Here is a 26651-nt window from a genome sequence, read left to right on the forward strand (position 1 = left end):
CCTTATGTTACAACAAAACTTCTGTATCGCTTTCAATATACCTTACCCGTAGTAAAATAGCAATTTAAGTTTCAAGTGCTAAATTTTCAAAAAAACATTGCATATTTAAACATATTGATGTATTATTATTACATCAATGATACAAAAAAGGAGTTATGCACATGGCACAGAAAAATATCTTGCAGAAGCTCGCAGTTATTGGACTTATTTTTCTTTTCATTTTTTCAAGTTTCATTCCTGCACATGCAGCTTCCGACAATTCTTTGCAAGCAATTAAAGATAAAGGGACGCTTGTTGTTGGCTTATCTGCTGACTATCCACCTTATGAATTCCACCAAACAATCAACGGAAAAGATAAAACGGTTGGTTTCGATATTAGTATCGCGCAAAAAATTGCGGACGATATGGATGTTCAACTTGATATTAAAGAGATGGGCTTTGATAGCCTCCTAGGCGCCTTAAAAACCGGGAAAATTGATTTAATCATTTCAGGCATGTCGCCTACACCGGAACGTTTAAAGGAAGTCGATTTCTCGAACCCGTATATGACCGTACAACAAAAAGTGATTGTTCGAAAAGCGGATGTAAATAAATTTACGTCCACACAAGACTTTGACGGCAAGAAAGTTGGGGCGCAGAAGCAGACGACACAGGAAGAGCTGGCTCAAAACGAGCTGACGGGATCTTCGGTCGTTTCACTTCAAAAAGTACCTGACCTGATTTTAAACTTAAAGAGTAATAAAGTAGACGGTGTTGTGCTTGAGGGGCCTGTTGCTGATGCTTATGTTAGTCAAGATAAGGCGCTTGCCATTTCTGATATTACATTTGTAAATGGCGAAAAAGAAACAGCGATTGCGATGCAAAAAGGGGCAACCTCGCTCAAAGATCAAGTAAACTCATCTATTAAAACGATTAAAGATGAGGGGCTTTTGAAAGACTATCAAAAAGAAGCGAATGAGCTAATGTTCCAAAAAGGTGGTTTTTTTGAGCAGTATGGTAGTTATTTTGTAAAAGGAACACTTTATACGATTGCGCTCGCTGCGATTGGCGTGTTTTTCGGTGCTATCTTTGGTGCTTTCCTTGCTCTCCTCAAACTAGCGAAAACAAGATGGTTGCGCTGGCCGGCGACTTGGTACATCGAATTTGTTCGTGGTACCCCACTACTCGTGCAAATTTTCATCGTTTTCTTCGGCACACAAGTTTTCGGGCTGAATTTATCTGCTTTTGCATCAGGTTGCATCGCGCTATCTTTAAACAGCGCCGCATATGTAGCAGAAATTATTCGTGCTGGTATTTCGGCCGTGAATAAAGGTCAGATGGAGGCGGCTCGCTCGCTTGGCATGACACAAGGTGCAGCAATGCGTTACATCATTCTTCCGCAGGCGATTAAAAATATCCTCCCTGCGCTTGGAAATGAATTCGTAACAGTTATTAAAGAATCTTCCGTTGTTTCCATCATCGGCGTCAGCGAGCTGATGTTTATGACAGGTGTTGTTCAAGGCGCAAGCTTCAAGCCATTTATTCCGCTTATCATCACATCGCTCATCTACTTTGTTTTAACGTTCAGCTTATCAAGACTGCTAGGCGTTGCTGAAAGGAGAATGAAAACAAGTGATTAAAGTCAATGATTTACACAAATATTTTGGGAAAAATGAGGTTCTAAAAGGAATTGATTTAGACATTCAAGCCGGAGAAGTGGTGGTGGTCATTGGCCCCTCTGGAAGCGGCAAAAGTACTTTCCTACGCTGTTTAAATTTACTAGAAACACCGACAAGCGGTGAAATTTTATTCGAAGGCAAAAATTTGCTTGCCAAGGGTACGGATATCAACAGCTTACGCCAAAGAATGGGCATGGTCTTTCAAAACTTCAATTTATTTCCACATAAAACTGTACTTGAGAATTTAATGCTTGCTCCTCTGAAGGTCAAGCAAGAGAACGCCGACAAAGCGAAAACACACGCGACTCAGCTTTTAACCAAAGTGGGGTTAGCAGAAAAAGCATCAAGTTATCCGTCAAGTTTATCTGGCGGTCAACAGCAACGTGTGGCTATCGCTAGAGCGCTCGCGATGAATCCCGATGTGATGCTGTTTGATGAACCTACTTCCGCGCTTGATCCAGAAATGGTCGGCGAGGTGCTAAGCGTCATGAAATCTCTTGCGAAAGAGGGCATGACGATGGTGGTTGTCACACATGAAATGGGCTTTGCTCGTGAAGTGGCTGACCGTGTCGTCTTTATGGACGCTGGTGTTGTTCAAGAAATGGGCACACCGGAAGAAATTTTCGGCAATCCGCAAAATGAACGGACGAAAGATTTTCTAGGAAAAGTTTTAGCTTAATGCTACAATACAAGAAAAAGGGATGCTCCGTGCGTTCCTTTTTCGTTAGGGAGATGACATAATGGATAAAAGTTTTATTAGTGCGAAATGGCAGGAAACGCCTGTTAATATTTTAGCGGATATTGGGACGCTTGCGAAAACAACGCCAAACATTTGGGACCTTTCCATTGGGGATCCGGATTTAATTACGAATCAGAAAATCATTGAGGCGGCTTTCAAAGACGTTACAGCGGGGCATACGAAATACACGGAATCAGGCGGCGATGTCGAGTTGATTGACGCCATTCGTGATTTTTTCAAGCGTACATATGAACTTTCTTTTGAGCGAAATCAAGTTCGGGCAACTGTTGGCGCTTTGCACGGCATGTATTTGGCGCTACAAGTCATTATAAATCCAGGCGACGAAGTTATCATTCATGAACCTTATTTTTCGCCGTATAAAGATCAGGTTTTGGCAGCTGGTGGCGTGCCGGTCATCATTCCTACTTTTGAAAAAGATGATTTTATGATTCATACGGACATTTTAGAGGCGGCCATCACGGATAAAACGAAGGCGCTTATTTTAAATTCGCCGAACAATCCAACTGGCGCGGTTTTTTCACTTGAAACGCTTGAGAAAATCGCGGAGCTTGCTAAGAAACATCATTTTTATATTCTTTCTGACGAAGTGTACGACGGTTTTAGTTTTTATGAGCCTTTTATTCCGATGGCGCGTCTTGCGCCGGAAAACACGATTACGTTCGGCAGCATGTCGAAAAACTTTGCGATGACAGGCTGGCGGCTTGGTTACATGGTTGCACCGAGCTATATTAACGAGGCAGCCAAGCTTGTAAACGAGGGCATCACCTACTCTGCCCCTACTCCTTCACAGCGTGCGGCTATTTACGCTTTAAATCATGCGGAAGAACTTATCCCAGAGGTAAGTAAAGTCTTTCAGGAACGCCTGGAATACGTCGCAAAACGCGTCAAAGAAATTCCCTATTTATCCCTTCATCCTGTGAAAGGTTCGATTTACGCTTTTCTAAATATCACGAAAACAGGCATGGATTCTGTAACTTTTAGTGAATATCTGTTGAAAAAAACGCAAGTTCTCGTTATCCCGGGACGCGCATTTGGCGATGGCGGCGACAATTATGTCCGACTAGCGGCAACTCAAGACTTAAAAACACTAGAAGAAGCTTTCGACCGACTGGCGGGGCTTGAATTTTAGATTTGTAAAATTAGATAAAGATAAGCCATACGCTTGGCGTATGGCTTATTTGAATACTTCTGTTAATGGAATTGCTTCAAAGTTGGGATAGATTTTGACGTCTGCGGGGAATTTGATGCCGCTTGTTGCTTCATTTGGGACAACGATAACTTGGATGCCGGCTTCTTTTGCGGCTAGCGTACCGTTTAAGGAATCCTCAACGGCAAAAGTGCGTTCAATTCCCGCCCCCAGTTCTTCGATTGCCTTTATGTAAAGTTCAGGATGCGGTTTTATGTTTGTAACATCATCGGCTGTTTGGATGCTAGAAAAATGTTTCAACAACTCAAATTTTTCTAAAACAGGAATGACCCAATCGCGACCAGAACTGGTTGCTAAACCAATTTTAAAATTATTTTGAACGGCGTAATTAAAAATATGTAGGAAGCCTTCCCGAAGTTCTAATTCATCTACACCTCCGTGTAAACGTTCCGCAATATGGGCTGTAAATTTTTCGACATTAAACCGCCCGGCTGTTTTTTCCAATAAGTATTCATGTAATGGTTCTTCTGATGTTCCAATTATCGCTTGATAAATATGCGCGGGAATTGTAATATCATAATTTTCTTTGACATAGCGCATGGTTTCTTCATGCCATAAATTTTCGGTATCAATCATCGTACCATCAAAATCAAATATAATCGCCTTCAAATTGCGCCCTCCTTCTTTTTGTAATCCTTTTCATTGTATCATAATTCACTTTTTGACGGTAGCGCGAAAAAATTGCCAAGCCGCACTTGCTTTTTAACTAAAAAACGAATATTATTGTATGTGTAATAGTTATTGTTCGTAAATAACATTAATTAAAGGGAGTGTCACTATTTTATGTTTCAATTAAAAGCAAACGGAACCGATGCTAGAACAGAAATCATCTCCGGATTTACAACTTTCTTAACGATGGTATACATTATCGTCGTGAACCCAGCGATTTTATCTGCAGCAGGCGTGCCGTTTAACACAGTGTTTATGGCCACAATCATTTCCGCTGTTGTAGGTACCCTATGGATGGCATTATTCGCCAACTACCCAATCGCTATCGCACCTGGCCTCGGAATGAATGCTTATTTCGTCACTGTTGTCACCACTCAAAAACTCGATTATTCAGTAGCTTTCGCGGCCGTTTTTGTCGCGGGACTTATTTTCTTACTGCTTTCATTAACACCGTTTCGGGAGAAAATCATCACGGCTATTCCGCATAATCTAAAAGCTGGTATCACCGCCGGAATTGGCTTGTTCATTGCATTTCTTGGCTTCCGAATGACCGGCATCATCGTACAAAACGATTCAAACTTGGTCGGCCTAGGAAACCTACACTCGTCAGAAGCACTGCTTGCCATTGCAGGCCTACTTATCACGTTAATCTTCCTGGCTCTAAATGTAAAAGGCGCTTTATTCATCGGTATGATTGCCACAGGTATCATCGCCTTTTTCACCGGCGAACTAAAATTCACAGATGGCTTCGTAAAATTGCCGCCAATGCCTGAATTTGTATTTACAAACCCGCTTAACGCATTTTCAGATGTTATCACACACAGTTTATACGCTGTCATTTTATCATTTTTACTTATTACCATTTTCGATACGACTGGCACAATGATTGGCGTAGCCAAGCGAGCAGGCCTAATGAAAGGCGAATCATTGCCGAATGCCAAACAAGCTCTAATGGCGGATGCGGTCGCAACTACAGTCGGCTCTGTTTTTGGAACAACCCCTACGAGCGCTTATATTGAGTCCACAGCAGGTGTGGCAACTGGCGGACGAACCGGCTTGACGACGCTAACGGTTTCGATTCTGTTCGTCATCTCAGCCTTTTTCGCACCACTAGTTGGCGCTGTTTCCGGCATCTCAGCCATTACAGCTCCCGCTCTTATCATCGTTGGAAGCATGATGATTGGCGCTGTTAGAGAAATTGATTGGGATACGCTTGACGAGGCATTCCCAGCATTCCTAGTCATTCTAGCGATGCCACTAACTTCAAGCATTGCAATCGGACTTGCGTTTGGTTTCATTTCTTATCCAATCCTAAAAATATTTACTGGTAAATGGCGTGAGCTTAACGTATTCCTCATTGTTATCGCCGTACTATTCTTCATTTTAGTCGCCTTCTTACCACATTAATGCCAAAAGCCAGAAGTTTCCTCCGAGACTTTTGGCTTTTTTTACTAGACAAAAAAAGCTACGTTTGCTATAAAGAAAGTAATCTTAATTTAGAAAAGGATGACTACTTTGTACTTAAAATCATTTTTAGCCGGCATCGGTTTAGCATTTCTTATCTTTTTATCTAGCTTCATCTTACCAAATTACACGCTTTCGACCTTATTTTCATTTATCGCTGCGCTACTCGTGTTCGCCTCTATTTTCTGTTCTGCTTTCGTCTCTTTAGGTGGCCGCGCTGGCAATCCAAATCGAAAAAAACAAATGCAGTGGAGCATCATGTTCGCCATTGCGGCAGTCCCAAATTTCATTGGTTTTATTATTAGCTATTATTTTTAAAGAGAGGAAGTCATACTTCTTCTTTTTTTATGGCAAAAAAAATACGCTGAATAGAAATTCAGCGTCGCCATCATGTTCATCAGTCTATGCATAACGGGATGAGGCATAAACAGAACTACACGGCAAATGAGATGAATGAAAACAAATAATGGTTCGGTGTCAAAACAGACGATTAACAAACGTTAATCTATTGGAAGATGGATACACCGAAAGCCACTATAACCATGATAGGGTCTTATCCCCATGAAAACAAAATATACAATTTCGCTTTCATCAGGATAAAACTCTATACTTTATATTGTACTATTCTTCTCAAAAAAAGCAAGGGAACAAACTGTGGAAAATTTGTGACCAATTAGAATAATTCTTTTAAAAAAATAGCACCTTTATACATAATATCTAAAAATGACAAAAAAATCGAGTAAAAACCCTTATATTTTTTACAAAATTTTTTCATCAATCCAAAATAGTAATAAGAACACCGCCAATAATGGCTATAATGGGAATTAAAACCCACACTTGTCCGCCTAGCAAACCCCTACTTTCATTCGGATGACTTTCCAGCTCATGGACTTGTTTTTTCAATTCAAAAATTTCAAGCTCTAAATCTTGAACCTTATCTTCTAGCTCGTATAAACGCTCTTCCATGAAAAATCCCTCCTACTTAACTAGATACTTTCATTATAAACAAAAAAACTCTTCACTAAATCCATCTATAGGCTGATTTATTCGCTTTATTCTGCTAAAATAAAAAGAAAGTATATGTTGAGGTGAGATTATGGGGATTAAAACTGAGGAAGCCGTTGTTAAAATGATTTTTCATGGTGGCAACACACGAAAAGAAGCCTTTAACGCAATTGATGCCGCCGAAAAATATGATTTTGCGTCCGCAGAAGCACACCTACAAGCTGGTTTAGTTGAATACCAAAGCGGTCACAGTTGGCAAGTTAAATTAGTTTCACAAAGAGAAACTGAAAATACCGCACCTAGTTTTTTATTAATTCATGGTCAAGATCATTTAATGACCGCGCACACCGAATTAAATCTCGCTAAAAAGCTTGTAAAAGTTTATGAACGTGAAGCCGCTCTCGTTAAACGAATTGAACAACTTGAAAAAAAGTGAGAGCTAGCATCCTGTGTAGATGCTAGCTCTCACTTTTTTATTTAACGGATACCGAGTGCAATTTTAGCATAACGTGACATCCGGTCCTTTGTCCAAGGTGGATTCCAAACGATTTCAACATTCGTATCTTTAACTTCTGGGATATCACTTAACGCTGCGTGAACCTGATCTGTCAGCACGCCAGCAAGCGGGCAGCCCATCGTCGTTAACGTCATGGTTACCGTACATAAACCGTCTTCATCTAAATCTACATCGTAGACTAAACCAATATTGACAATATCAATTCCAAGTTCAGGGTCAATCACTTGTTCAAGTGCACCCATAATATTTTCTTTTAGTTCCTCATCCACTAGGTACGAACCTCCTTTTAGCTGTTTGTAAAATTATTGTATCATACATGAGAATCATTTTCACTATCGTTGTTCTAGAGGTGCTTCTCAAAAAACGCCACGCCAGCTAAAATTCCTTCAATGCTCACTTTATGTTTCGCTTTTTGATCAACAATAAATTCTACATTCTGATCTAATTGCTGTTCCACCAATGTTTGGAACAGTTTTTCACTATAAGCGAACGGAACGACATCGTCTTTTTTCCCGTGCCATAAAAGCAGTGGACGGTTCTCTATTTTTTCAAGTTGCTCACTTAAATCGTACGGATTCAGCGCCGCAATCCTACTTTCAACATCAAAAGGAAATTCCAACCCGTACTCTACGGACTGCTTGACAAGCGCTTTAGCAAAATGACCATAATAAGCACTTCCCATGAGGCTCACAACAACTTTTATCCAGTCATATTTGGCTAATATTCCAAGCGAAGTAATCGCTCCCATGGATACACCGCCAACGCCCACTTCTTGCTTATTAGTAAGTCCTCTCTCAACAAGCTCATCAACAATTCCACCTAGTTCATCAATATTTGCCTGCACAGCATCCCAAAAATACATCGCTTGCTCTTCTTCGCTAATATTCCCTTTTCGTTCTCCGTGAAATTTCGCATCTGGCAAAATCACTCGAATCCCTTTTTCAGCTAAAAAATAGCCATACTGAAGGTACAGCTCTTTTTGGGACTGAAATCCATGATAAAATACTACAGTTCGAATCTTTTCTGCACTATATTTTTCGCCAACAATATGTAAAACTGGAATATCTTTTATTTTTTCATGAAATACTTGAATCAATTGCACGGCCTCATTTCTATTTGTTTTTCTTACCAATTATTAATGTTCTTTCATTTACAAAGATTCTTTTACAGTCTATCATGATAGTAGATTATGCTAACAAAAAATATCCAACTTAATTAAAAGGAGCTAACTATGGATAAAAAATTAATTGTACTTGATTTAGATGGCACAACTTTAAAAGATGACCAAACTATCTCGAAACGAACAAAGGTAGCTCTTGAATCAGCACGTAACCTTGGCCACGAAGTAATGATTGCAACTGGTCGCCCTTACCGTTTAAGCAGCTTCTATTATAGCGAACTAGAACTTACAACACCTATTGTTAATTTTAACGGTGCTGTTTTGCATCACCCACTCGACGTCAATTTCCATGATGGTTACCACGAAGCAATCGACTTAAATATCGTAAGAGATATACTTGATTACTCTTATCAACTACCCCTTGCTAATATTGCTGCTGAAGTTCAAGATAGCGTTTTTTTAGAGCGTAGCGATGACACTGTGCCCGACACCTTTCATTTAGGCGTCAACAACATGATCATCGGAAATATACGAAATGCAATTAACGCCAACGCAACTTCACTACTTTTCTTTGGAAAAAATGAAGAACTGGCTTTAATGAGCAAACATCTTGATGAACAATTGGCTGATGTTATTTCTCATCACACTTGGGGTGCGAGCTGGCCAGCTGTTGAAATCGTAAAATACGGCATTCATAAAGCCGTTGGAATCCAAAAAGCAGCAAAATCACTTGGCATCTCTCAAAAAGACATCATTGCTTTTGGCGATGAATCAAATGATTTACAAATGTTGGACTATGCTGGCGTTGGCGTTGCGATGGGAAACGCTGTCCCATCTGCAAAAAACGTAGCCAACACCATCACACTTTCCAACGAAGAAGACGGTATTGCCGTTTATTTAGAAGAAAATATCTTATAAACTGCTGGACTGATGAAAACTCTTTTAGGGAGCTCCATTAGTCCTTTTTTAATTAAATAAAGGCGCTCCACCTGATAGGTAAAACCCAAGAGATACCGTTACAATGACAGCCACAAAAAACAATATAAAAAACATTCCTGTCGGCTTTTGTTTTTTCCGATAGCTAAGCAACATTTCAATCACACCAATTGTAAGAAGTCCCATTAAAATTTTAAAAATCGCAATGAGCCAACCTTTCTCTACACTATATTGAATCATCATAATCCCACTAAAAATAACAAGCAAGTAGAAAACACGATTAATCATCGCAAGTATCGTAAAGCTTTTTTCTGACTTTGGATATGCGATAAACGCCGCAATTGTCAGTACAAAAATAGCCGCCCACGATATTAAATGTAAATATCCCCACATAAAAATCCCTCTCCTCTTTTATTATATGTTCTATCATAGCATGAACGCTTGTAGTCCTCAAAAATCCAGTATTTCTCCCGAATCAAAGAAGTACAGTGAGGCTTGCTTCACCGGCAAGCCTGTGATAGCTTGTACAGCCTCCCGGTACAATTCCAATTGCGTATGATAACGGCTATGCATGGTTTTCTCCATTTGCTCCCTAGACGCATATTTCCCCTCGGTACGATCCGTCTTAAAATCAATCAAAATAATCCCATCATCCTCTATTAACATACAGTCTACTACACCTTGGATTAAAATGGTGTCCGCGTCGTCTGCACCTTCAGACACCCGATTAGCAGGAAGCTGATACACAAATGGAACCTCCTTAGCTAATTGATCCACCCCTTCAACCATTTTTTTACCAAGTGCTGTTTGAAAAAAAGAAAGGATTTGTTGCCTACGAATTGCTCTACTCTCTGTTTCTGTTAATTTGTACTCTGCCACCATCTCATCTAAAAGTTGATCTAATTCTGCCTCATCAGGTATCGCTTCAAACGATATCGCCTGCATGACAGTATGCATTGCCGTCCCAATTTCCGTACTGCTTAATTTATTTTCCTGCATAAATTTGGGGCGCTTAAGCGAAGCTTGTTTTAACGTTTTCAAAAAGCGGTCATCACTAAAACTATCTTGAATTTGAAACTGCCTTTTTAATTCTGTAACCGACTGTTTAGAGCGAATTTCAGTTGCTGCTTGCTTCTCATATTTGAAGGAAAAAATCTCAGCAATTTGCCCTTCTGCTCCGCCAGAAAGCGGGACTTCTTCAAGCGTTTCTAATGAGCGCAAATAGGGCTGGGCTTGTTCATTCACAAAATCATCTGTCAAAGTTTCCTTCTCAATAATCGTAACACACAATTTCATATCTGTTGGCAGTGTTACGCCTGCTGTTTTATTAACCTGCTCCGCAAAATCAGGATGCCGAATTAGCGTCTGAAGTATCCAGTCGAGATAAGTTCTTGCCTGCACTCTAATGCTCGGCGGCAAGACCCAGTCGGTCATTTTCGCTACTTGAAACGCGTTTTCTAATGTTTCTTCCCATTCCGGAATCGTCCCAACAATAATTAATTTTTCTTCTGCTCTCGTCATAGCGACATATAGAACGCGCATTTCTTCTGCAATCATTTCATTTATTTTTTTCTTACGGAAAACTTGTTGCATGATTGTCGGATAAGTAATTCGTTTCTGAACGTCCGTATAACTTGATGCAAAACCAAAGTCTTTATCAAGCAATACTTTACTATTAATATCACGCATATTAAATTTGCGTCCTACTCCCGCTAGAATAACAACTGGAAATTCCAAGCCTTTGCTTGAATGAATGGTCATCATACGAACAACATCTTCTTTTTCGCCTAATACCTTCGCTGTACCAAAATCATCGCCACGCAGTTCTAAACGTTCTACGAAACGAACAAATCGAAATAAGCCACGAAATGCTGTCTTTTCGTATTGTCCCGCCCGCTCATATAGCGCTTGTAAATTGGCTTGCCGCACTTTGCCACCTGGAAGTCCACCTACAAACTCAAAAAAGCCGGTTTCTTCATAAATCTGCCAAATAAGCGTTGTTAGATTCTCACGAATGGAAAGTTCTCGCCATTTTACTAGTTTTTCTAAAAAAGAGCTTATCTTTTCTGCTGTTTGGTTTGGTTGTTTGGCATATTCTTCTAATGCATCGAAAAAATAGCTGCGATTGTTAACCAGTCTAACAGAGGCAAGCTCTTCTTCTGATAATCCGATAATCGGTGAGCGTACAACCGAGGCAAGCGGAATATCCTGATAAGGGTTATCGATAATTTTAAGCACCGAAATCATGACGGCCACTTCAACCGCTTCAAAATAACCACGTTGGCTAGATGCATAGAAAGGAATATCTTGCTCTCTCATAGCCTCCTCGATGTCAGGCGCACTAGTCATCGCTCTTGATAAGATGACAACATCTTGGTAGCGAATTGGTCGAAATTGCTTCATTGATTTATCAAAAACAGGATATTTTTCATCTATCATCTTTTTGACTTTCTGGGCAATGGCTCTCGCTTCAAGCTGATTTTTTTGTAATTCGTCCTTTGATAAGCCCTCTTCTGTATCGAGCGACTTTTTCTTCATGTCTACTACCATCAGTTCTGTTTCAGTATTATTATGTTCTTCGAAACTAGCACCAAGAACAAGTTCTGCTGCCGAATCATATGCAATTTCGCCGACTTCTTTATCCATAATTTGTTTAAAAATAAAGTTAGTCGCATTTAGAACTTCTGCTCGACTTCTAAAATTTTTGGCTAAATCAATACGTAAACCAGTATCTTTTCCGTCTAGTCGGTAATTTTCATATTTCCACATAAACAGTGTAGGTTCAGCAAGACGGAAGCGGTATATAGATTGCTTCACATCGCCTACCATAAATAAATTCCCATCCGCTTCGCCCGAATAAGTCACATATTGCAAAATAGTTTCTTGGACTAGATTAGTATCTTGATATTCGTCAATCAACACTTCATGATAGCGACTTTGGAGCTCTTTTGCTACAAATGAGGGCGAATCGTTTTCTGATAAAATGGCAAGCGCTAGATGCTCTAGGTCATTAAAATCGAGCACACCTTTTCTTTCTTTTTCCCGAAAAAACTGTTCGGAGAAATTTTGAACAAGTTGAATAAGCGTGGCAACATCTGGCTTCATATTTTCTAAATCGCTTAAATACGCTCGTTCTTCACGTTTAAACCAATCTGTCGCTGCATCTTGAATATATTTCTTAGCACGATCTCTAGCTTTTTTTGCTTGCTTTACTAACTGTTCATCTACTTCCTCTTTATTTTTAAGCGGCTTCAAACGACCGAAAACGACTTGAGAAAAACCTTCGCGCAGTTTGTTCCAGTCATCGTCAAGAAGTCCAGTCAACGTTTCTACCTCAGCGATATCTTCTGTAAAATTTGTTATGTAGCTTTCTGGACCGTCGACCATTTTGGCAATATTCATTCCTTGCTGAAGCGCACCTAGTGCTTGTTGAATGGACAACTGAATCTGATTCATGATTTCATCATAAAATGGTAGATCCTTTATCCCTTGCAAATCCTTAGTTTCATAAAAATCAACGAGCTGTTTTAACCACTTTTCTGGATTTGGATTCGCTCTCGAAAAGTCATATAGCTTCGAAACCACTTCTGTTAAATTTCGGTCTGACCGATCGTCTGTCAGACTATCCACGAGATGGAAAAAAGCTTCATTATTTGGCTTTGCATATTCTTCCTCTAGTAACTTATCTATAACTTCATCTCGCAACATCATACTTTCAATGCTGTCCATCAACCTAAAATCCGGGTCGACACTTGCAATATAATAATATTTGCGAATTAAATCTAAACAAAAGGAATGGAGTGTTTGAATCGATGCATTATTTAAAAGTGCCAGTTGTTTCTTCAAGTGTAGTGAATCCGGTTTTTGCACCAGGGCATTCTCTAATGCTTGTCCGACGCGATGTTTCATTTCAGCTGCCGAAGCATTCGTAAATGTAACGACCAGTAACTCGTCCACATTGCACGGATTTTCTTCATCTTGAAGCCTTTCGATAATTCTATTTACTAACACAGCTGTTTTCCCCGAACCAGCCGCTGCCGCAACTAGAATATTCTGACCTCTCGCATGAATCGCTTGCCACTGCTCATCAGTCCATGTTGCATTTTCTGGCTTAGCAGGTAGTTGATTCATTGACTCTCCCCTCCTTCTTCTCTCATTTTCTGAATAATTACTTCTGGTTTTTCTGACGCCAAATAGCGATACTTGTCACTTTGTGAACCTGGATCAAATTGACATACTGAGCGAAACGGACAAAAGTTACACGGCGTTGTTTCTTTTAAATGATACGGATTGATTGTTACTTCCCCATCTAAAATTTTGTTCCCAGCCTCCTGATATTTGTGGCGAACAAAATGCCGCATAGAATCAAAGTCCTCTTTAGAAGCTGTTTTTGACCTTGCGCTAAGCGTGTTATCTTTTTTAATTTCGGCAGGAACAATTAAGGAGGCTCCCCCGTCTTTAATTGAGTTATCCATAAGCGTTACAGCAAGAGGATCGCCTAAAACAATTCCTTTCATCTTAAAACTTTTCTGAAGCTCTTTTTCAAGTATTTCATCATCTAATGGACTATCGGCACTGACAAGCTTATTGTGCATATGAAAATAAAGAACACCTGCTGGGTCAGCATCATTTCCTACTAATTTCTTAGCATTTGTCACGACTATATCTAAGTAAGTTAGCATTTGGAGCGCAAGTCCATAATAAATTTCGGGAAGTTGTAAATCTCGTGCGCTAGATTTATAGTCGATAATGCGGAGATAATTTCGTTCATCTGCACTAGCGTAATCAATTCGGTCGATGCGCCCTTGCAAGAACAATTCACGCTCGCCTTTTAACGGAATCTTCATTGCGGGAATACTTTTCCCAATACCGAAATCAACCTCTAAACCAAGCGGACGAAATGTACTTTGTTTCGCTTGTTCATTTAGCACATTAGTTGCACGTAAAATAATGTGAAGCAACTTATATTGAATATACGCCATTCTTTTTGTACTAAGAAGTATTTCATGTTGCAGTTTCGGCGCTAAATAAGTCATCGCTTGATTAGCTAGAGTCAAACAATCATTTTCAGATAGAGCTCCCCAATCAATGCCGCGTTCTTTTAGCTGAGCGGATATCCACTCCATCGCCCCATGGAAGATTTCCCCCATATCAACAGCTTGTAATTGATATGTTTTTCTTTCTTCAAGCTTCAAGCCATACTGAGCAAAATGTTGAAACTCACAACTGAAAAATTTTTCCATACGAGAAACACTGGCATGAATTTTATCACCGAACAATTCTGTAGCTGTCTCCTCGGTCAATCTAGTTGTATCGTTATGATAGTTTAAACTTGCAAGCACTTGTAAAGCTAGTTTATTTTTACTCTTAATAAAAATGTTATAAACATCCCACCAGATTGGCGCAATCTTATATCCTTGCTTATACATTTGTAGTTGAGCGGTAAGAAAACCTAGCGCATCCATCTCACCCGCAATATACTCCATTTGCTCTTTTTCTGATAAAAGTGATGGATCACTTAAATATAGCTCTTCATTTAAAGTTGGAAACACCGTTTTTATCTTACGTACATAGTTAGAAGCTGAAAGCAATTTCCCTTCTGAATCAGCAATTGGATAGCTTAAATACAGCCGGTCACTTGCAGCTGTAAATACACGATAAGCTATGAACTCTTCTTGAATAAGTGATTGATAGCTTCTTGGTTTTAAAGCAATTCCATCATTTGTCATGGTTTCGCGTTCTTCGTCTGAGATAATGCCTTTATCGCCCACTTTCTTCGGAAACACACCATCATTAAGACCTATTGCAAAAACAATCTTTTCTTCTAACAAACGAGCATGTTCCATATCCGTGACAACAAATTGATCAAGAGAAGGTGGAAGCAATGAAAACTCCATCGACTCAAGTCCTGTCTGAATAATTTCAATAAAATCATCCAGCGAAATTACGGTATCTCCTAATAATTCCACAAATTCATCGAGGAGATTGATAACGGCATGCCAAGCTTGTTCATGCTCACGAGATAGTTCAAGTAGTCCTTCCTCGTCTGCACGAGCACGCCATAATTCAATACGTTCAGCCACATTTAGCTTTTCTAAATAAGCAAATAGACTTTCTGCATATTCTTTTCCTGTCTTAGCTGAATGCAATTTATCTTCAAGAAAAAGAAGTGGAATTTGAATAAGGTTACGGACTTCATTGATTTGTTCTTCGATTTCGAGTTCAGCGTCCGTTTGCGTCTGCACATTCGTTTCAAGGCCGCGAATTCGCCGATATGTCCATTTATCGCTTTTCATAAAACGTCCGCGATTAAAAATACCATTCTCTAATAAATAGTTCTCAAATAAATCTACTTTTTTCCGGTAGATACTAATATCTTTCTCAATTGGAAAGAAAAACTCTGTTCGAACTGTCTGAAAAAGCGTTTCATACTGCCAATTTAGTTTTAGTGCATCTAAACTAGAACGAATAAACTCAATCAAAGGATGTTTTGCCATAGAACGTTTTTTATCCCAAAAATACGGTAGCTTATGGGCGCGAAATACGGAAGAAATGGTTTCTTCATAATCAGCCATATTGCGAACCAGTATGGCGCAATCAGAAAAATGATAGTTTTCCTCGCGAACTAAGCGTTTCACCTCACGGGCAATTCCTTCTAGCTCAGAATGTCTATTATTCGCTTGATGAAGGCGGATTCCAGATATTTCTCCTTCATATTTTGCAGACCTGCTTTGTCCCCAATTTGCTTCAAGGTGAGTAAGATCTGGGTGTTGCAATCGCTTGTTCGTATTTAAAAACACAAGTGATTTTTCATGTATTCCTAAATTATTAGCTGCTTCTCTGATTTGTAATAAGGACTCTCGGGTCAATTCAAACATATCAAAATCATTTAATTGTCCAGCGACAGCTTCCTTACTTGTAGTCAAAGTAATTTGCACTTGGTTAGCAACTTCCATAAATTTTGAAATCACTGAAATTTCCTGTTTTGAAAAAGAGTCGAAGCCATCAAAATAGATAGAGGCATTTTGGGCATATGGACTTTTGTCCATTTTTTCATTTAACAAACGTAAATAATCTTCATTTTCAAGAAATTTTCCGAATAATTTTTCTTGATAACGCTCATAAATTAATGAAATATCTGCTAGTTTTTCGCGCATCGCAAAATCATTTGCTTCTTCAGACTGTTGCTTTAGCTCAGCTAATTCTACTTCGTATTGCTTTAATTCTTGGAACAAACTAGTTAATTCTTTGTAAAACCCTCTTTTAGAAGAAGCTTTCCCAAACAGCCTCAACTCACCAGCTTCTTCTTGCACAACTTGTCGTACAAGCATCTCCATACCAGAATGGGTCAAAAATACTCGAGAAAGTCCACCAGTTTCTTGTAATACTCGCCACGCTACTCGGCTGAAACTGTAAACTTGAATATTCATCATCCCTTTAAATCCGGTTTGTTTAAAAAGAAATCGCTCCATTTGATATGTCATTTGATCTGGCACAATGAGAATTTGATTCTCACTGGGATTTTCTAGCATTCTTTTTTTGAGTTGCTCAATCAAAAAAGTTGTTTTTCCGCTTCCAGCCCTTCCAGATATAAACTGTAAACTCATAGCCTCACCACCGAACATACGTTTTGTTTTATTTTAACCAAAAATACTAACTTCGTCTAGTATTATTTTGAGGTCCATTTATAAAATTTTAAGCGCTACAATAAAAAAACTAAGGCAAATTCTTCTTTACCTTAGTTTTTCATAAAATTCACTGAAATGCTAGCATTTCCTTTTGAATTTCATTTATTTTATTTGTAAGCTCTATAAAACTTTTTTCGTCCTTCTTATCGAGAGCAATATCGACTTCTTTTTTCAACTGTTCTACTTTCCTCTGATCTAGGAGCATTGTCATGTAGCACTCAATAAAGACGTTTGTTAACTCTTTTTCTCCTTTTAAAATGCCAACTTGATTCATTAATGAGTTTGAAAAATCTCGCATTTCCACGACTAATCACTCCTTTCACTACTATATGGCGAAAACAACTCCGAAAATTCACAATTTGGCTTCAAAAATCATTGTACTGCTCCAAAACTCTACTTTCCCAAAATATACTGACTCCCGTTTTTTTCTGTGCTATAATTACGAAAAAATAGTAACTCCTTAACATTGGTGTTTTGAAGTGAACTACTTCTTTACATAATTAAAAAAGACTATCACGAGAAAGGGATGTATGAAAATGGAAAACAAGAAAGCAGAGAAACAAATCTATGAGGTGAATCCACATACGATGATTATTTTGCCACACTCGGCCGGAGGTCCACTTTTTTCGAGGGTAATTGAAATTGGGTCTGACTCTATTTCTAAATTTACCCCATTTGAGTTAATTAAAACCAGTTGCAAGTTTTTCGGTGCGAATTATGATGGTAGGAGGGAAGGAACTAAGCATCTAATAGGCATCACTCATAAGCCGCCAATTATTATTGATCCTATTTCATTTACGTATACTTTTCCGACAGCTTCACCAACAAATCCAAACTGCATTTGGGTTTTTCCGCAACATATTAAAGAATACCACGGGACAAAAGATAACCAGACACTTGTACAGTTTTCTAATTTTGAAATGATTAAAATTGATGTTTCGATTTCCTCTTTTAATAATCAAGTTGCACGTACATCTATGTTACACATGAAGTTCTCGCAGAAGATGCGTATGATGGAAACACAATTCCCGTATAATAATGCATTCTTTCCACCATCTGGAATTGTGGCTGAACCTTTCACATCGTACAAAACATCGCCCAAAAATGGGCCGCATAATCCATTCATAGAGTAAAAAAATAGTGGAGTTTTAAATAACTCCACCAATAACATAATCGTTCGAGTATGTATATGGTAAACTAAATAGGCATTCAACTATATGTTGAATACCTCGATGTATCGTTATTTTTGGTTTTCAATAGCACTTGAAATATCTTTAAGTAACTGCAAATCTTTTTCAGAAAACGAGTATGGTAGTTCTAAATACCATTTTTCTAGTTCTGGATTTCCAATTAGCGGGAATGCATTGACAGAATTTTTTTCTCTTAAACCTGCTACATCGTCAAGCAAAAATTCTGTGGTTGTCCCTAGTGTTTCTGCTAATTTGGCTAAAATAAAAATTGGTGGTTTATGTGTTGCGCTTTCATATTTACTGATTGTTGAAGGTGTCACACCAATTTTCTTAGCAAGTTCTTTTTGTGTTAGTCTATTTTTCTTTCGTAGATTAATTAACTTTTCACCAAAATCCACTTCAACCACCTCTTTTCTACTTTCTATTATAGCAATGTCAGAAAAAGAATTCGACATTTGTTAGCTACTTTTATAAAATTATTTTTAAATTTAGGAGGTGATCAGCATGTCTGCTAATGTAATGCTGTTCCATGCAAAGCCTGAAAATGGCGATTCTTTGTATGGATTATTCTTAATCGCCAATACTGGGCTTTGCTACTTATTATGGATTAAATAATAAAGGAGCTAGCCTTATGAAGTATCAAACTGTTGAAAATATATTACCTGAAAAATTAATTCTTGAAATTCAAAAATATGTAGATGGAGAATTTCTTTATATCCCTGTACGGTCAAAAAAGGCTTGGGGAAGCGAGTCTGGAATTAATCTGCGGCTAAAAGAACGAAATGCACTGATAAAGAAGGATTTTGAGAGCAGTTCTACGATTCGAGAACTTGCTGAAAAATACTTTTTATCTGAAAGCACTATCAAAAATATTGTTTATCGAAAATAAAGTCAGCTGCTTTATTTGACTATAAAATGTTCTTAGACTATATTTTAAGTGTTCTTTCGTTGTAAAATAAGGATTGGAGGTGATTTTATATGGAAGCATTTATCGAAAATCACGTGTTAAATCAAATTTTACGGCAAGCGAAACATGTTCTTGATGCAGAGCAAAGAGTAAATGATATTAAAGTAAAGCAAGAATTTGCATATTACTCGCTAAACAAAGCTGAAAAAGCATTTGACTCTTTAATGACAGACCAATTAGAGCTTTTGAAACCTCTTGTTTCTATAAAAAACGAGTCGGATTATACGCATTTTAAAGATTCGCTTGAGCCTTATTGCATTCCATTTCGCGCTACTACAGATGCGCAATTAAAAAAACTGTTTAAAAAAGCGAAGAAACTTCATCCGCCTCATTTAAGTCCTGCTGATTTTTCACACCTGACTTATTTAAGTTGGTACGATAAAGGAAGTATGAAAAAATTTATTGTTCGTGAAATTGACGGGACAATGCGCGGCTTGTCCGGAAGTTTCCTACCTAGCCCGCAAAAAGGCATTTGTCATTTTTGTCACCATATGGGGGCTGTTGGACTTTTTACAGTAGATGTTAAGACGGATACGAAAAATCATAATTACAAAGCGCTTAGCAACTATATTTGCCAAGATGAGGCAACTTGCAATGCGCATATCACGGACACTGAAAAATTAGATTTCTTATTTGAATATGTTCGGGGAAATAAGTAAAGCGAGCCAAAAAGGCTCGCTTTACTTATCTTTTTTACGACTAGAACGCTTGCCAAGTAAGAACACAAGGATAAGCAAGATAATGCCTAACAAGACGGCGCCTAGAATGAGCCACATTGTATAGTCTTTTTCTAGTTCCACTGCTTTATTGTTCAAAGCTTTCGCTTCATCGCCTTTGATTTCAAAGTCTTTTGTCCACTTCCACTCGTTTTCATTGGATTTAGCGGTCATGTGGAGGGTGTATTTGCCCGCTTTAAACTCTTGATTTTCCCAATTTATACCATAGTTGAAGTTAGAGTTTGGAGCGAGACGCATATTTTTTTTATTTGTTTCATGTAATGTTTTATCGCGGCCTTTTTTAGTAACTCGCGCTTTTACTTCTAAATCTGTTAGAATTACTGGCTGCGTATTTTGCAAGTTCGCTTTTAGCACATTGCGGTAATTAATTTGCGCTGGATTAATGTCACCTAGTTGCATGTCTGGCTTGACTTCAGTGTCGTTTTCTGTCAGTAAAACGCCAATAACATAGGCATATAAATTTTTAATTTGTACGCCTTCCTCTTCTGTTTCCGATTCTTTATCTAGTTTTTCAGTAAAATGAAGTCCACCTAGAATTTGTCCGTCATATTCTTCTTTTGGCATGGTTACGTTCACTTTAACAGTTTTTGTACCATTTGCTGGGATTGTTATTTCTTCGTCCATTTTGGCAATTTCGGAAAATGGGGTTTTCAAACTCTTATCTAAATTGGGCTTCGTATTGCTGTAGTCGACAATCCCATTATCATTCGTTACGGCTGTGTTAGCATGGCTTTCAATTGTGATGGTGCGATTTAGGCCGTTTGTTACGACGACCTCGAGGGCTTGCGTCTCACCCGGTTTCATTCTCAAATCGAAGTATGTTTTTGATTTATCGATTTGGTTATCTGGTATCACGGCTGTTACTGAGAAGTTCATCGTCGAAGCTGCGTCAGCATGAGAAGGAACTAGCCAAATTCCTAGGCCTAATAGGCTTATTAAAATGCTTGCTAAAAATTTTTTCATATTTTTACTCCTTAGCCACCCTTTCTTTTGGGAAAAGGGGGATTTTGCGTTCCCCCTTCTGTTTATGGTGTCGCTTCAAGGGTCCATGTTATCGTTGACGTATATGTTTCGCCTGCTATTTTCCTTGCCTCAGCAGGAATGTGGAGTGATACGTTAGGATTAGTTGCCAACTCATCCGCTCCTGAAAGGTTACCAAATGCGATTGCCCATGTTGCCATGCCTTCATTTTCTCTAGCAGTGACTAAATTTTGACCTGACGCATTTAAAGTTACATCTGTTGCAACAACGCTTGGTGTAAATTTAGAATCCATAGTGGAGGTGAGATGAACCCCTGACATTGTAAGGGCAGCACCTTCTAAAACAGCATGGCTAGCTGAAACAAATTCAGTGCCCGAAACCGAAAGTGACCAACCAGAATTAGAGCCGCGATTATCTGTTACTTGCACAAAGTTTGGTACGTATTTCTTTCCACCTAAAGCGGTTGTTACTTCTGTATAAAGCGCGTTATAGTTCTTGGCTTCTCCAGAAATTTTTTGTGTACCGAAATTTAATGCCGCAGCAAAATCAATGCGAAGCGCGCCACTTGTTGGATTTACAGGTTCTGTTGGTGTCACATCCGCTCCAGGATCGGTTGGATCAATTGGTGGTGTGACTCCTGTATCATCAGCTTGGAACGTGACATCTGCATTTGTTTCTGTGCCTACAGCGAAAGCGTTGCCGGAAAAAGTCATACAGCCGACAAGTATGGTAAGGAGACTCATGCTCCATTTTAGTTTACACATCTACGCTTCTCCCTTCCTTTAAAATGGCGTCACGCGAAAGTGGGTCTTCCGCGCGACTTTTTGACCGTTTTAAGCAGGAGTGTCAGTTAATGTCCATTTTAACTCAGCTTCATATTTCCCAACGATTTTTGCTGTGTCGCCGGGTACGGAAAGTGAGATACTTTGCGCAGCTGTAGTCGCGTCACCGAATGATGTTGACCATGTTCCCATTCCTTTATTTGCTGCTGCATCGACAACATCTGATGCAGTGCCCGCTGGATCAAGTTCAAATGAATACGCTGTCGGTGTGTTTGTTGCAGTCGCTTTTGATGATTGCATCGTTGCATTTTGGAAGGATAATTTTGCTCCTGTTAGTGTGCTTGCGCCATTTTTAAATTGACCTACTTGTTCTACCGTTAAGTGCCAACCTGCATTTGAGCCGCGGTTGTCGGATACTTGCACAAAGTTTGGTACTTCCACTTCTGTACTAGATGCGGAAAGCGTTACTTTATCTAGATTGGCATAATAAACTTCGTTGTTACCAGAAATCATTTGGTCCGCGAAATGAATATTGGAAACATAGTTAATACTTAGCGGCCCAGGAGTTGGCGCTGGCGTTCCTGGATCAATTTCTTCACCTGTTCCTGGAACTTCTGGTTTTCCTGGATCTGTATTTTGAGTAAAAGTAATGTCCCCTTTAGACGTTACATCAGCCGCAAAGGCTTCTGTCCCGTACCCTATTCCTCCTGCTACGATAACGCTAATTGCTGCTACTTTTAATAATTTCTCCATCAAAAATCTCTCCTTTTTTTAAATAAAATATCACGCTGGTGAATCTACAAGTTCAAACGTGAGAGTCGTTTTATATTGACCTTCTACTTTTTGTGTTTTTCCTGGCACAACTAATTTGACACTCGTTGCCGCTTCGGATACATCTTTACCAAACAAGTTCGCCCAAGTTCCACTACCAGTTCCGGCTTGTGCATTGACAATTTCAACTGCATCACCAGAAACGGGATCGAGCGTTATAAGCGTATTAGCCGTTGGGACATTTCCATCATGCAAAGTGACAAGCGTGCTATTTAGCAAACTAATTTGGGCTCCCTCTAAAGCGTTCGCTCCGTTCATAAGTTGACCATTTTGCTTCACAGTCAAGTGCCAACCGCCGTTTGAGCCACGGTTATCCGTTACTTGCACATAGTTTGGCACCTCTTTTTTAGCGCCAGTTGCAGTCTCAACAACTTTAGTTAAATGAGCATAGTAGGTTTCTTGTTTACCCGACATCTTTTGCAAACCAAAACGTAAATTGGAAGCAAAATCAATACTTAATGGCCCAGCAGTCCCAGGTTGTCCCGGATTATCTGGGTCAGGTGTGATAACATTGCCTGGCTCAGTCGGGTCAATCGGGTTTGTCGTACTTGTGTTTTTTTCATAAGTCAGGTCTGCATCTGACGTTATACTCCCCCCGTCAACCGCCAAAACATGGATACTTTCACTAAAAATTGCAGTCGTTAAAACCGCGCTCGCTACTAGCCATTTCGTTCCCTTATTCATATTTCTTACTCCTCCCATAATCGTTATCTTCTTTTCTTTTTTGTAGTAAAAATAAGCTACAGCCAATCGCCAAACACTCCATACCGATAATCAATCCGAAAACTGAAAATTGGTCCCCCGTAGTCGGTAACTTGCCTAAAGCCGTTTGCTCCAATTGATTCGGCTTAGTTCCACCTTGATCCGTTGGCGTCTGCCAGTTAGACGTGCCTCCTTCGGGTAAATTCCCATGTGGTGTTTCACTTTCAATCGATTGCCCACTAAATGAAATCCCTACTTCAACATCATAGTTTTGAGCCTTTGTAAAAAGCGGATTCGTTGTGAGTAACACAGAAAGTAACAGAAGATAACTTGACCATTTTATTATGCGTCGCATCGTTCTCTCCTTTCATCAAGGGGCGTCTTGAAGTGTCCATCTAATTTTTGTATAGTAAGCTTTAGCTTTTGCCAGCCCAGGTAAAACATTAAGCAATATCCCCTCATCTTGCGTCGTATTTAAGTCGATGACCGTTGTACCTGTAGTAGCTGATTTATTCGTGTATACAGGTGTAGTTCCTTGATCCGTCAGCTCTAAATAGTCGGTTACGCCATTTTGTTTTGTGCGAATAACCAAACTGTTTAGCGCATCTCCGCTGTCCGTTGCAAGCGGCGTCGTAAGTTGTGCCATCAGCGTCCATTCTTTAGGAGTAGCTCGTGAATCTTCAATCGTAATCTTTACATCATTTTTTGGAGTAACAAGTTGTGGTTTCGATTTGATGGTCACGTTGCCAAATGAAATGTCAGTTGGAATTTCTTTAAATTCTAGCGTTCCTGCTTTAACGGTTACGTGGATTGTCCGTTCAACACCTAAAACAGAAATTTTCACATCATATTCACCCGGTGTGCTTGATAGCCCGCCTCTGTTTACAATCACAACTTGATCTGTAATATCTTCACCAGAAGGCTTTTTCCAAGCTTTTACTTGACCGTTCGTTACAATTAATTCATCTAATTCCGCTTCTGTAGCAGGTACGCTTTGTGCTAGTATCGTAAAATCAGTACTTGTTAACATCGCATCATTATTCGAACTCGTGCTACCATCTTCCACAAAAACTGGAATTGTAAAATCACGATAGTTCGCCGCACGGTCTTGAATCCTTACAACAGCCGTCGAATGACCAATTCGGCTCACGTCTGGCTCTGAAATAATCGTATAGGTCAAATCCTCCAAACCCGCATTATCAAAAACATTTTCTACAAGACTTTTAGCATCTGTTGTAAAAGACGCGCCAAGTTGCACGGTTTGAGTAATTGGATTTGCTTCTGGCGGTGTTGTATCACTTACCAGTTCAAAATTGGACTGCTCACTAATATTTCCTGCCGAATCAGTCGCGGTTGCATAGTAAGACACATACGGTGCTAGCGGGCGCTTATCTGCCGGAATCGAAATTTCATAATCTTCTGTATTTGATGTCTCGCTTGCCAATATACGATTATCCGATGAATCATAAATGGTAACTGTCACGTTTGGTTCGGCTTTCACCTTAATGGATGCATCCACATCTTTTATGGGGCTTAAAACAGGCTTATCAGGCGGGGTTTCATCCGAGACAACTGTATTTGTTGTGGCGTTTTTTCCGTCTAAATACGCATAGGCCACAACCGTATTTCCTGCAGAGAAAAATTGCCCATCTGGAAGTGTATACGTGTAATTTCCAGAAGCGTCAGCTTTGACATGGTACATCTTAGTGTCGCTTTTATCTTGCGCGGGTATTGTTCCTGTTGGAATGGCTGAATCACCGGAAAACATGACCCACGCATTGGGGTTTGTAATTCCCGTAATCGTATGGCTATTTGCCTGCGTTTTATTATCGGATAGTGCATCTATGATGACGGAAACATCTGGAATATATTCAAATAATACACGCTTGAAGTTTTGCGTCCGGTAGTTCGCAATGAAATTATCTTGGGTTTCTTGAGTAATGCTATTCCCAGTTAGTGTCGTTTGAACATTGGCGCCGACATACGGGATATTCATGTCGTACATCGGATACCAATCATACGTTGGCGTGCCAGCGACATTGGCTGTCGTCCATGCTTTTACACGTTGAATGGAGGCTTTGAAACTTCCACTCACCATATAAATGGGGCGTGTATTGGCATTTGTATTGGCGGAAGCATCAATGTCAACTTCCCCTGCATCTTCAAAACTAAAAGTGGATGTTCCGCCGATACGAATGAGGTTTTTTGCTCCGGTTCCGTCGGCTTTTAATTTGAAAATTGATTTTTTGCCAATCTTAAATAGACTACTTGTTCCCGTATAAACTAGAGCGCCAGTTCCAGTTCCTTGACTCGTTGCATTGACGATGAGACTTGCTCCGTCTGCTACTTCAAATGAAGCGTTTGTTCCTACGTTAATTGGATTTTTATTATAAGCGTCAGTAAACGGACCATCCATATTAAGCGTTAGCTTTGCATCGTCTTGTACGAGTAGTTTTGAGTCGTTACCTAATTGAATCCCTCCACGGGTTGAGGCATTCGGCGTCGTAATGTTAACCTCGGAATTTCTTTGCATCTCAAAATTTCCATTTAGTTGAATGGTTGTCCATTGTCCTTCGCCACTAAGTCCGTTGCCGCCTCCTGTCAGGTTAAGCTTAGCGCCTTCTTCAATCACGGCGTTTCCTTTAGTCCCGCCAGTTCCAAGCATTAAAACTGTGGCATTTTCTGTTGTTCCTGTATAGTTAGATCCGCTTGTGAAGGTGATGTTCGTCACTTCAAGGTTTGTTTGGTTTGTTAAAGCATTGTAAGTGGTTCCATTAAATGGACTTACATACGAGTTAACAGAAGCATTCTTCACTGTTCCTTTTACAATGACATCTGCTTGATAGGAAGCGGTTAGTTGGGCCCCTGTGTATTCGATATTATCGAAAGTAAAAGTAGAACCAACACCAGCCGTTCCGTAAATTCGGAATGGTCCCCAGTAGTTTTGGCCATACATCTTAATATTTTGAAGGGTGATGTTAATTTTTGTCGAACCAAAGTTCATCAAGTAACCCCGCTTACGAAAATCCACATGATGATTGTTACCATTTATTGTAATGCTCCGAGCTGGAACTGTTACATTCACTTCACCCGCGCTTGTTGATGGATAGTTCGTAAATTCAATATCATTCATAATATTTATTTCAGTAATTGCTTGATTTCCCATTGCGGTTTCAAGTTCCTGATATGTAGTCACATTCGCAACATTTTCGGCTTCAGCTTTGACCGTTTGAAACATCCTATCGAAAACCCCACTTCCTTGTAGTGGAATTATGATAGCTAAGCTCGCAACAAGAAATATCGTTGTGATGATGCGAAATCCCTTTTTCAAATTTTCTCACCTCTTTCACTCTTGAAATGAATCAAAAGGTAAGTTTGACTCCCTTTGATACTTTTTAGTATACAAGGATAAAATCATTGGAAATATTTACAGCGAT

At 39.4% G+C, this 26651-nt stretch carries 25 protein-coding genes; 10 read left to right on the forward strand and 15 right to left on the reverse strand.

Annotated elements, in window-relative coordinates:
• Positions 1–161 precede the first annotated feature (161 nt).
• From CFS04_RS04185 to CFS04_RS04195, 3 genes are all read left to right on the forward strand, one after another.
• Positions 162–1619 carry an ABC transporter permease subunit gene (locus CFS04_RS04185; RefSeq protein ID WP_088809356.1) on the forward strand — a complete coding sequence of 486 codons (1458 nt, stop codon included), beginning with the start codon at positions 162–164 and terminating at the stop codon, positions 1617–1619.
• Positions 1612–2337 (forward strand): amino acid ABC transporter ATP-binding protein, encoded by a 726-nt coding sequence (locus CFS04_RS04190; RefSeq protein WP_088809357.1) that lies wholly within the window; start codon positions 1612–1614, stop codon positions 2335–2337. Before CFS04_RS04185 ends, CFS04_RS04190 begins: the two co-directional genes overlap by 8 nt.
• 61 nt (positions 2338–2398) lie before the next feature.
• Complete coding sequence (locus CFS04_RS04195) at positions 2399–3547, forward strand: pyridoxal phosphate-dependent aminotransferase (RefSeq protein ID WP_088809358.1); 1149 nt, start codon at positions 2399–2401, stop codon at positions 3545–3547.
• Between the two features lie 45 nt (positions 3548–3592).
• On the opposite strand, the gene CFS04_RS04200 is transcribed toward CFS04_RS04195, so the two are convergent.
• Positions 3593–4234 (reverse strand): HAD family phosphatase, encoded by a 642-nt coding sequence (locus tag CFS04_RS04200; RefSeq protein WP_088809359.1) that lies wholly within the window; start codon positions 4232–4234, stop codon positions 3593–3595.
• Positions 4235–4408: 174 nt separating this feature from the next.
• Between CFS04_RS04200 and CFS04_RS04205 the strand changes: the two genes are divergently transcribed.
• Together CFS04_RS04205 and CFS04_RS04210 are read left to right on the forward strand one after the other, a co-directional pair.
• Positions 4409–5701 carry an NCS2 family permease gene (locus CFS04_RS04205; RefSeq protein ID WP_088809360.1) on the forward strand — a complete coding sequence of 431 codons (1293 nt, stop codon included), beginning with the start codon at positions 4409–4411 and terminating at the stop codon, positions 5699–5701.
• A gap of 108 nt (positions 5702–5809) precedes the next feature.
• Positions 5810–6076 carry a hypothetical protein gene (locus CFS04_RS04210; RefSeq protein WP_088809361.1) on the forward strand — a complete coding sequence of 89 codons (267 nt, stop codon included), beginning with the start codon at positions 5810–5812 and terminating at the stop codon, positions 6074–6076.
• Positions 6077–6532: 456 nt separating this feature from the next.
• Here CFS04_RS04210 and CFS04_RS04220 read toward each other — a convergent pair whose 3' ends face one another.
• Complete coding sequence (locus CFS04_RS04220) at positions 6533–6724, reverse strand: bZIP transcription factor (RefSeq protein WP_088809362.1); 192 nt, start codon at positions 6722–6724, stop codon at positions 6533–6535.
• A 130-nt stretch (positions 6725–6854) separates the two neighbouring features.
• Here CFS04_RS04220 and CFS04_RS04225 point away from each other — a divergent pair, with 130 nt between their 5' ends.
• Positions 6855–7199: a PTS lactose/cellobiose transporter subunit IIA gene (locus CFS04_RS04225; RefSeq protein ID WP_088809363.1), complete on the forward strand. Its 345-nt coding sequence runs from the start codon at positions 6855–6857 to the stop codon at positions 7197–7199.
• Positions 7200–7240: 41 nt separating this feature from the next.
• On the opposite strand, the gene CFS04_RS04230 is transcribed toward CFS04_RS04225, so the two are convergent.
• Complete coding sequence (locus CFS04_RS04230) at positions 7241–7549, reverse strand: metal-sulfur cluster assembly factor (RefSeq protein WP_088809364.1); 309 nt, start codon at positions 7547–7549, stop codon at positions 7241–7243.
• Between the two features lie 74 nt (positions 7550–7623).
• On the reverse strand, positions 7624–8376 hold the full coding sequence (yjfP, locus tag CFS04_RS04235) for an esterase (RefSeq protein ID WP_088809365.1): 753 nt from the start codon (positions 8374–8376) through the stop codon (positions 7624–7626).
• A gap of 135 nt (positions 8377–8511) precedes the next feature.
• Here yjfP and CFS04_RS04240 point away from each other — a divergent pair, with 135 nt between their 5' ends.
• Positions 8512–9318: a Cof-type HAD-IIB family hydrolase gene (locus CFS04_RS04240; protein ID WP_088809366.1), complete on the forward strand. Its 807-nt coding sequence runs from the start codon at positions 8512–8514 to the stop codon at positions 9316–9318.
• Positions 9319–9366: 48 nt separating this feature from the next.
• On the opposite strand, the gene CFS04_RS04245 is transcribed toward CFS04_RS04240, so the two are convergent.
• The 4 genes from CFS04_RS04245 to CFS04_RS04260 all read right to left on the reverse strand — a co-directional run bounded on the left by CFS04_RS04245 (position 9367) and on the right by CFS04_RS04260 (position 17328).
• Entirely contained in the window at positions 9367–9729 is a 363-nt protein-coding gene (locus tag CFS04_RS04245) for a YisL family protein (RefSeq protein ID WP_088809367.1), read from the reverse strand.
• A 57-nt stretch (positions 9730–9786) separates the two neighbouring features.
• Entirely contained in the window at positions 9787–13467 is a 3681-nt protein-coding gene (gene addA / locus CFS04_RS04250; RefSeq protein WP_088809368.1) for a helicase-exonuclease AddAB subunit AddA, read from the reverse strand.
• Positions 13464–16943 (reverse strand): helicase-exonuclease AddAB subunit AddB, encoded by a 3480-nt coding sequence (gene addB / locus CFS04_RS04255; RefSeq protein WP_088809369.1) that lies wholly within the window; start codon positions 16941–16943, stop codon positions 13464–13466. The genes addA and addB overlap by 4 nt, the downstream gene beginning before the upstream one ends.
• 148 nt (positions 16944–17091) lie before the next feature.
• The gene (locus tag CFS04_RS04260) at positions 17092–17328 is read right to left on the reverse strand and encodes an IDEAL domain-containing protein (RefSeq protein WP_088809370.1); all 237 of its coding nucleotides are present in this window, start codon (positions 17326–17328) and stop codon (positions 17092–17094) included.
• Positions 17329–17560: 232 nt separating this feature from the next.
• On the opposite strand from CFS04_RS04260, the gene CFS04_RS04265 reads away from it, so the two are divergent.
• Positions 17561–18157: a competence protein ComK gene (locus CFS04_RS04265; protein ID WP_088809371.1), complete on the forward strand. Its 597-nt coding sequence runs from the start codon at positions 17561–17563 to the stop codon at positions 18155–18157.
• A gap of 107 nt (positions 18158–18264) precedes the next feature.
• Here CFS04_RS04265 and CFS04_RS04270 read toward each other — a convergent pair whose 3' ends face one another.
• A complete protein-coding gene (locus CFS04_RS04270; protein WP_088809372.1) occupies positions 18265–18612 on the reverse strand; it encodes a helix-turn-helix domain-containing protein in 348 nt (115 codons plus the stop codon).
• Positions 18613–18845: 233 nt separating this feature from the next.
• Between CFS04_RS04270 and CFS04_RS04275 the strand changes: the two genes are divergently transcribed.
• Positions 18846–19103, forward strand: coding sequence for a CD3324 family protein (locus CFS04_RS04275; protein ID WP_088809373.1), 258 nt, complete (start codon positions 18846–18848; stop codon positions 19101–19103).
• A gap of 89 nt (positions 19104–19192) precedes the next feature.
• Complete coding sequence (locus tag CFS04_RS04280) at positions 19193–19840, forward strand: FusB/FusC family EF-G-binding protein (protein WP_088809374.1); 648 nt, start codon at positions 19193–19195, stop codon at positions 19838–19840.
• 21 nt (positions 19841–19861) lie between these two features.
• Here the strand turns inward: CFS04_RS04280 and CFS04_RS04285 are convergent, their stop codons facing one another.
• The 6 genes from CFS04_RS04285 to CFS04_RS04310 form a co-directional block, all read right to left on the reverse strand.
• Positions 19862–20881, reverse strand: a complete 1020-nt coding sequence (locus tag CFS04_RS04285) for a DUF916 and DUF3324 domain-containing protein (protein ID WP_088809375.1) — start codon at positions 20879–20881, stop codon at positions 19862–19864.
• Between the two features lie 62 nt (positions 20882–20943).
• Entirely contained in the window at positions 20944–21663 is a 720-nt protein-coding gene (locus CFS04_RS04290; RefSeq protein ID WP_088809376.1) for a WxL domain-containing protein, read from the reverse strand.
• Between the two features lie 69 nt (positions 21664–21732).
• Complete coding sequence (locus CFS04_RS04295) at positions 21733–22434, reverse strand: WxL domain-containing protein (RefSeq protein WP_088809377.1); 702 nt, start codon at positions 22432–22434, stop codon at positions 21733–21735.
• A 30-nt stretch (positions 22435–22464) separates the two neighbouring features.
• Entirely contained in the window at positions 22465–23196 is a 732-nt protein-coding gene (locus tag CFS04_RS04300; protein ID WP_088809378.1) for a WxL domain-containing protein, read from the reverse strand.
• Positions 23189–23569: an LPXTG cell wall anchor domain-containing protein gene (locus tag CFS04_RS04305; RefSeq protein ID WP_088809379.1), complete on the reverse strand. Its 381-nt coding sequence runs from the start codon at positions 23567–23569 to the stop codon at positions 23189–23191. The genes CFS04_RS04300 and CFS04_RS04305 overlap by 8 nt, the downstream gene beginning before the upstream one ends.
• Positions 23570–23584: 15 nt before the next feature.
• Positions 23585–26545, reverse strand: coding sequence for a pectate lyase-like adhesive domain-containing protein (locus tag CFS04_RS04310; RefSeq protein ID WP_088809380.1), 2961 nt, complete (start codon positions 26543–26545; stop codon positions 23585–23587).
• Positions 26546–26651: the final 106 nt, after the last annotated feature.

The organism is Listeria sp. ILCC796 (assembly GCF_900186175.1).
Taxonomy (GTDB): domain Bacteria; phylum Bacillota; class Bacilli; order Lactobacillales; family Listeriaceae; genus Listeria; species Listeria goaensis.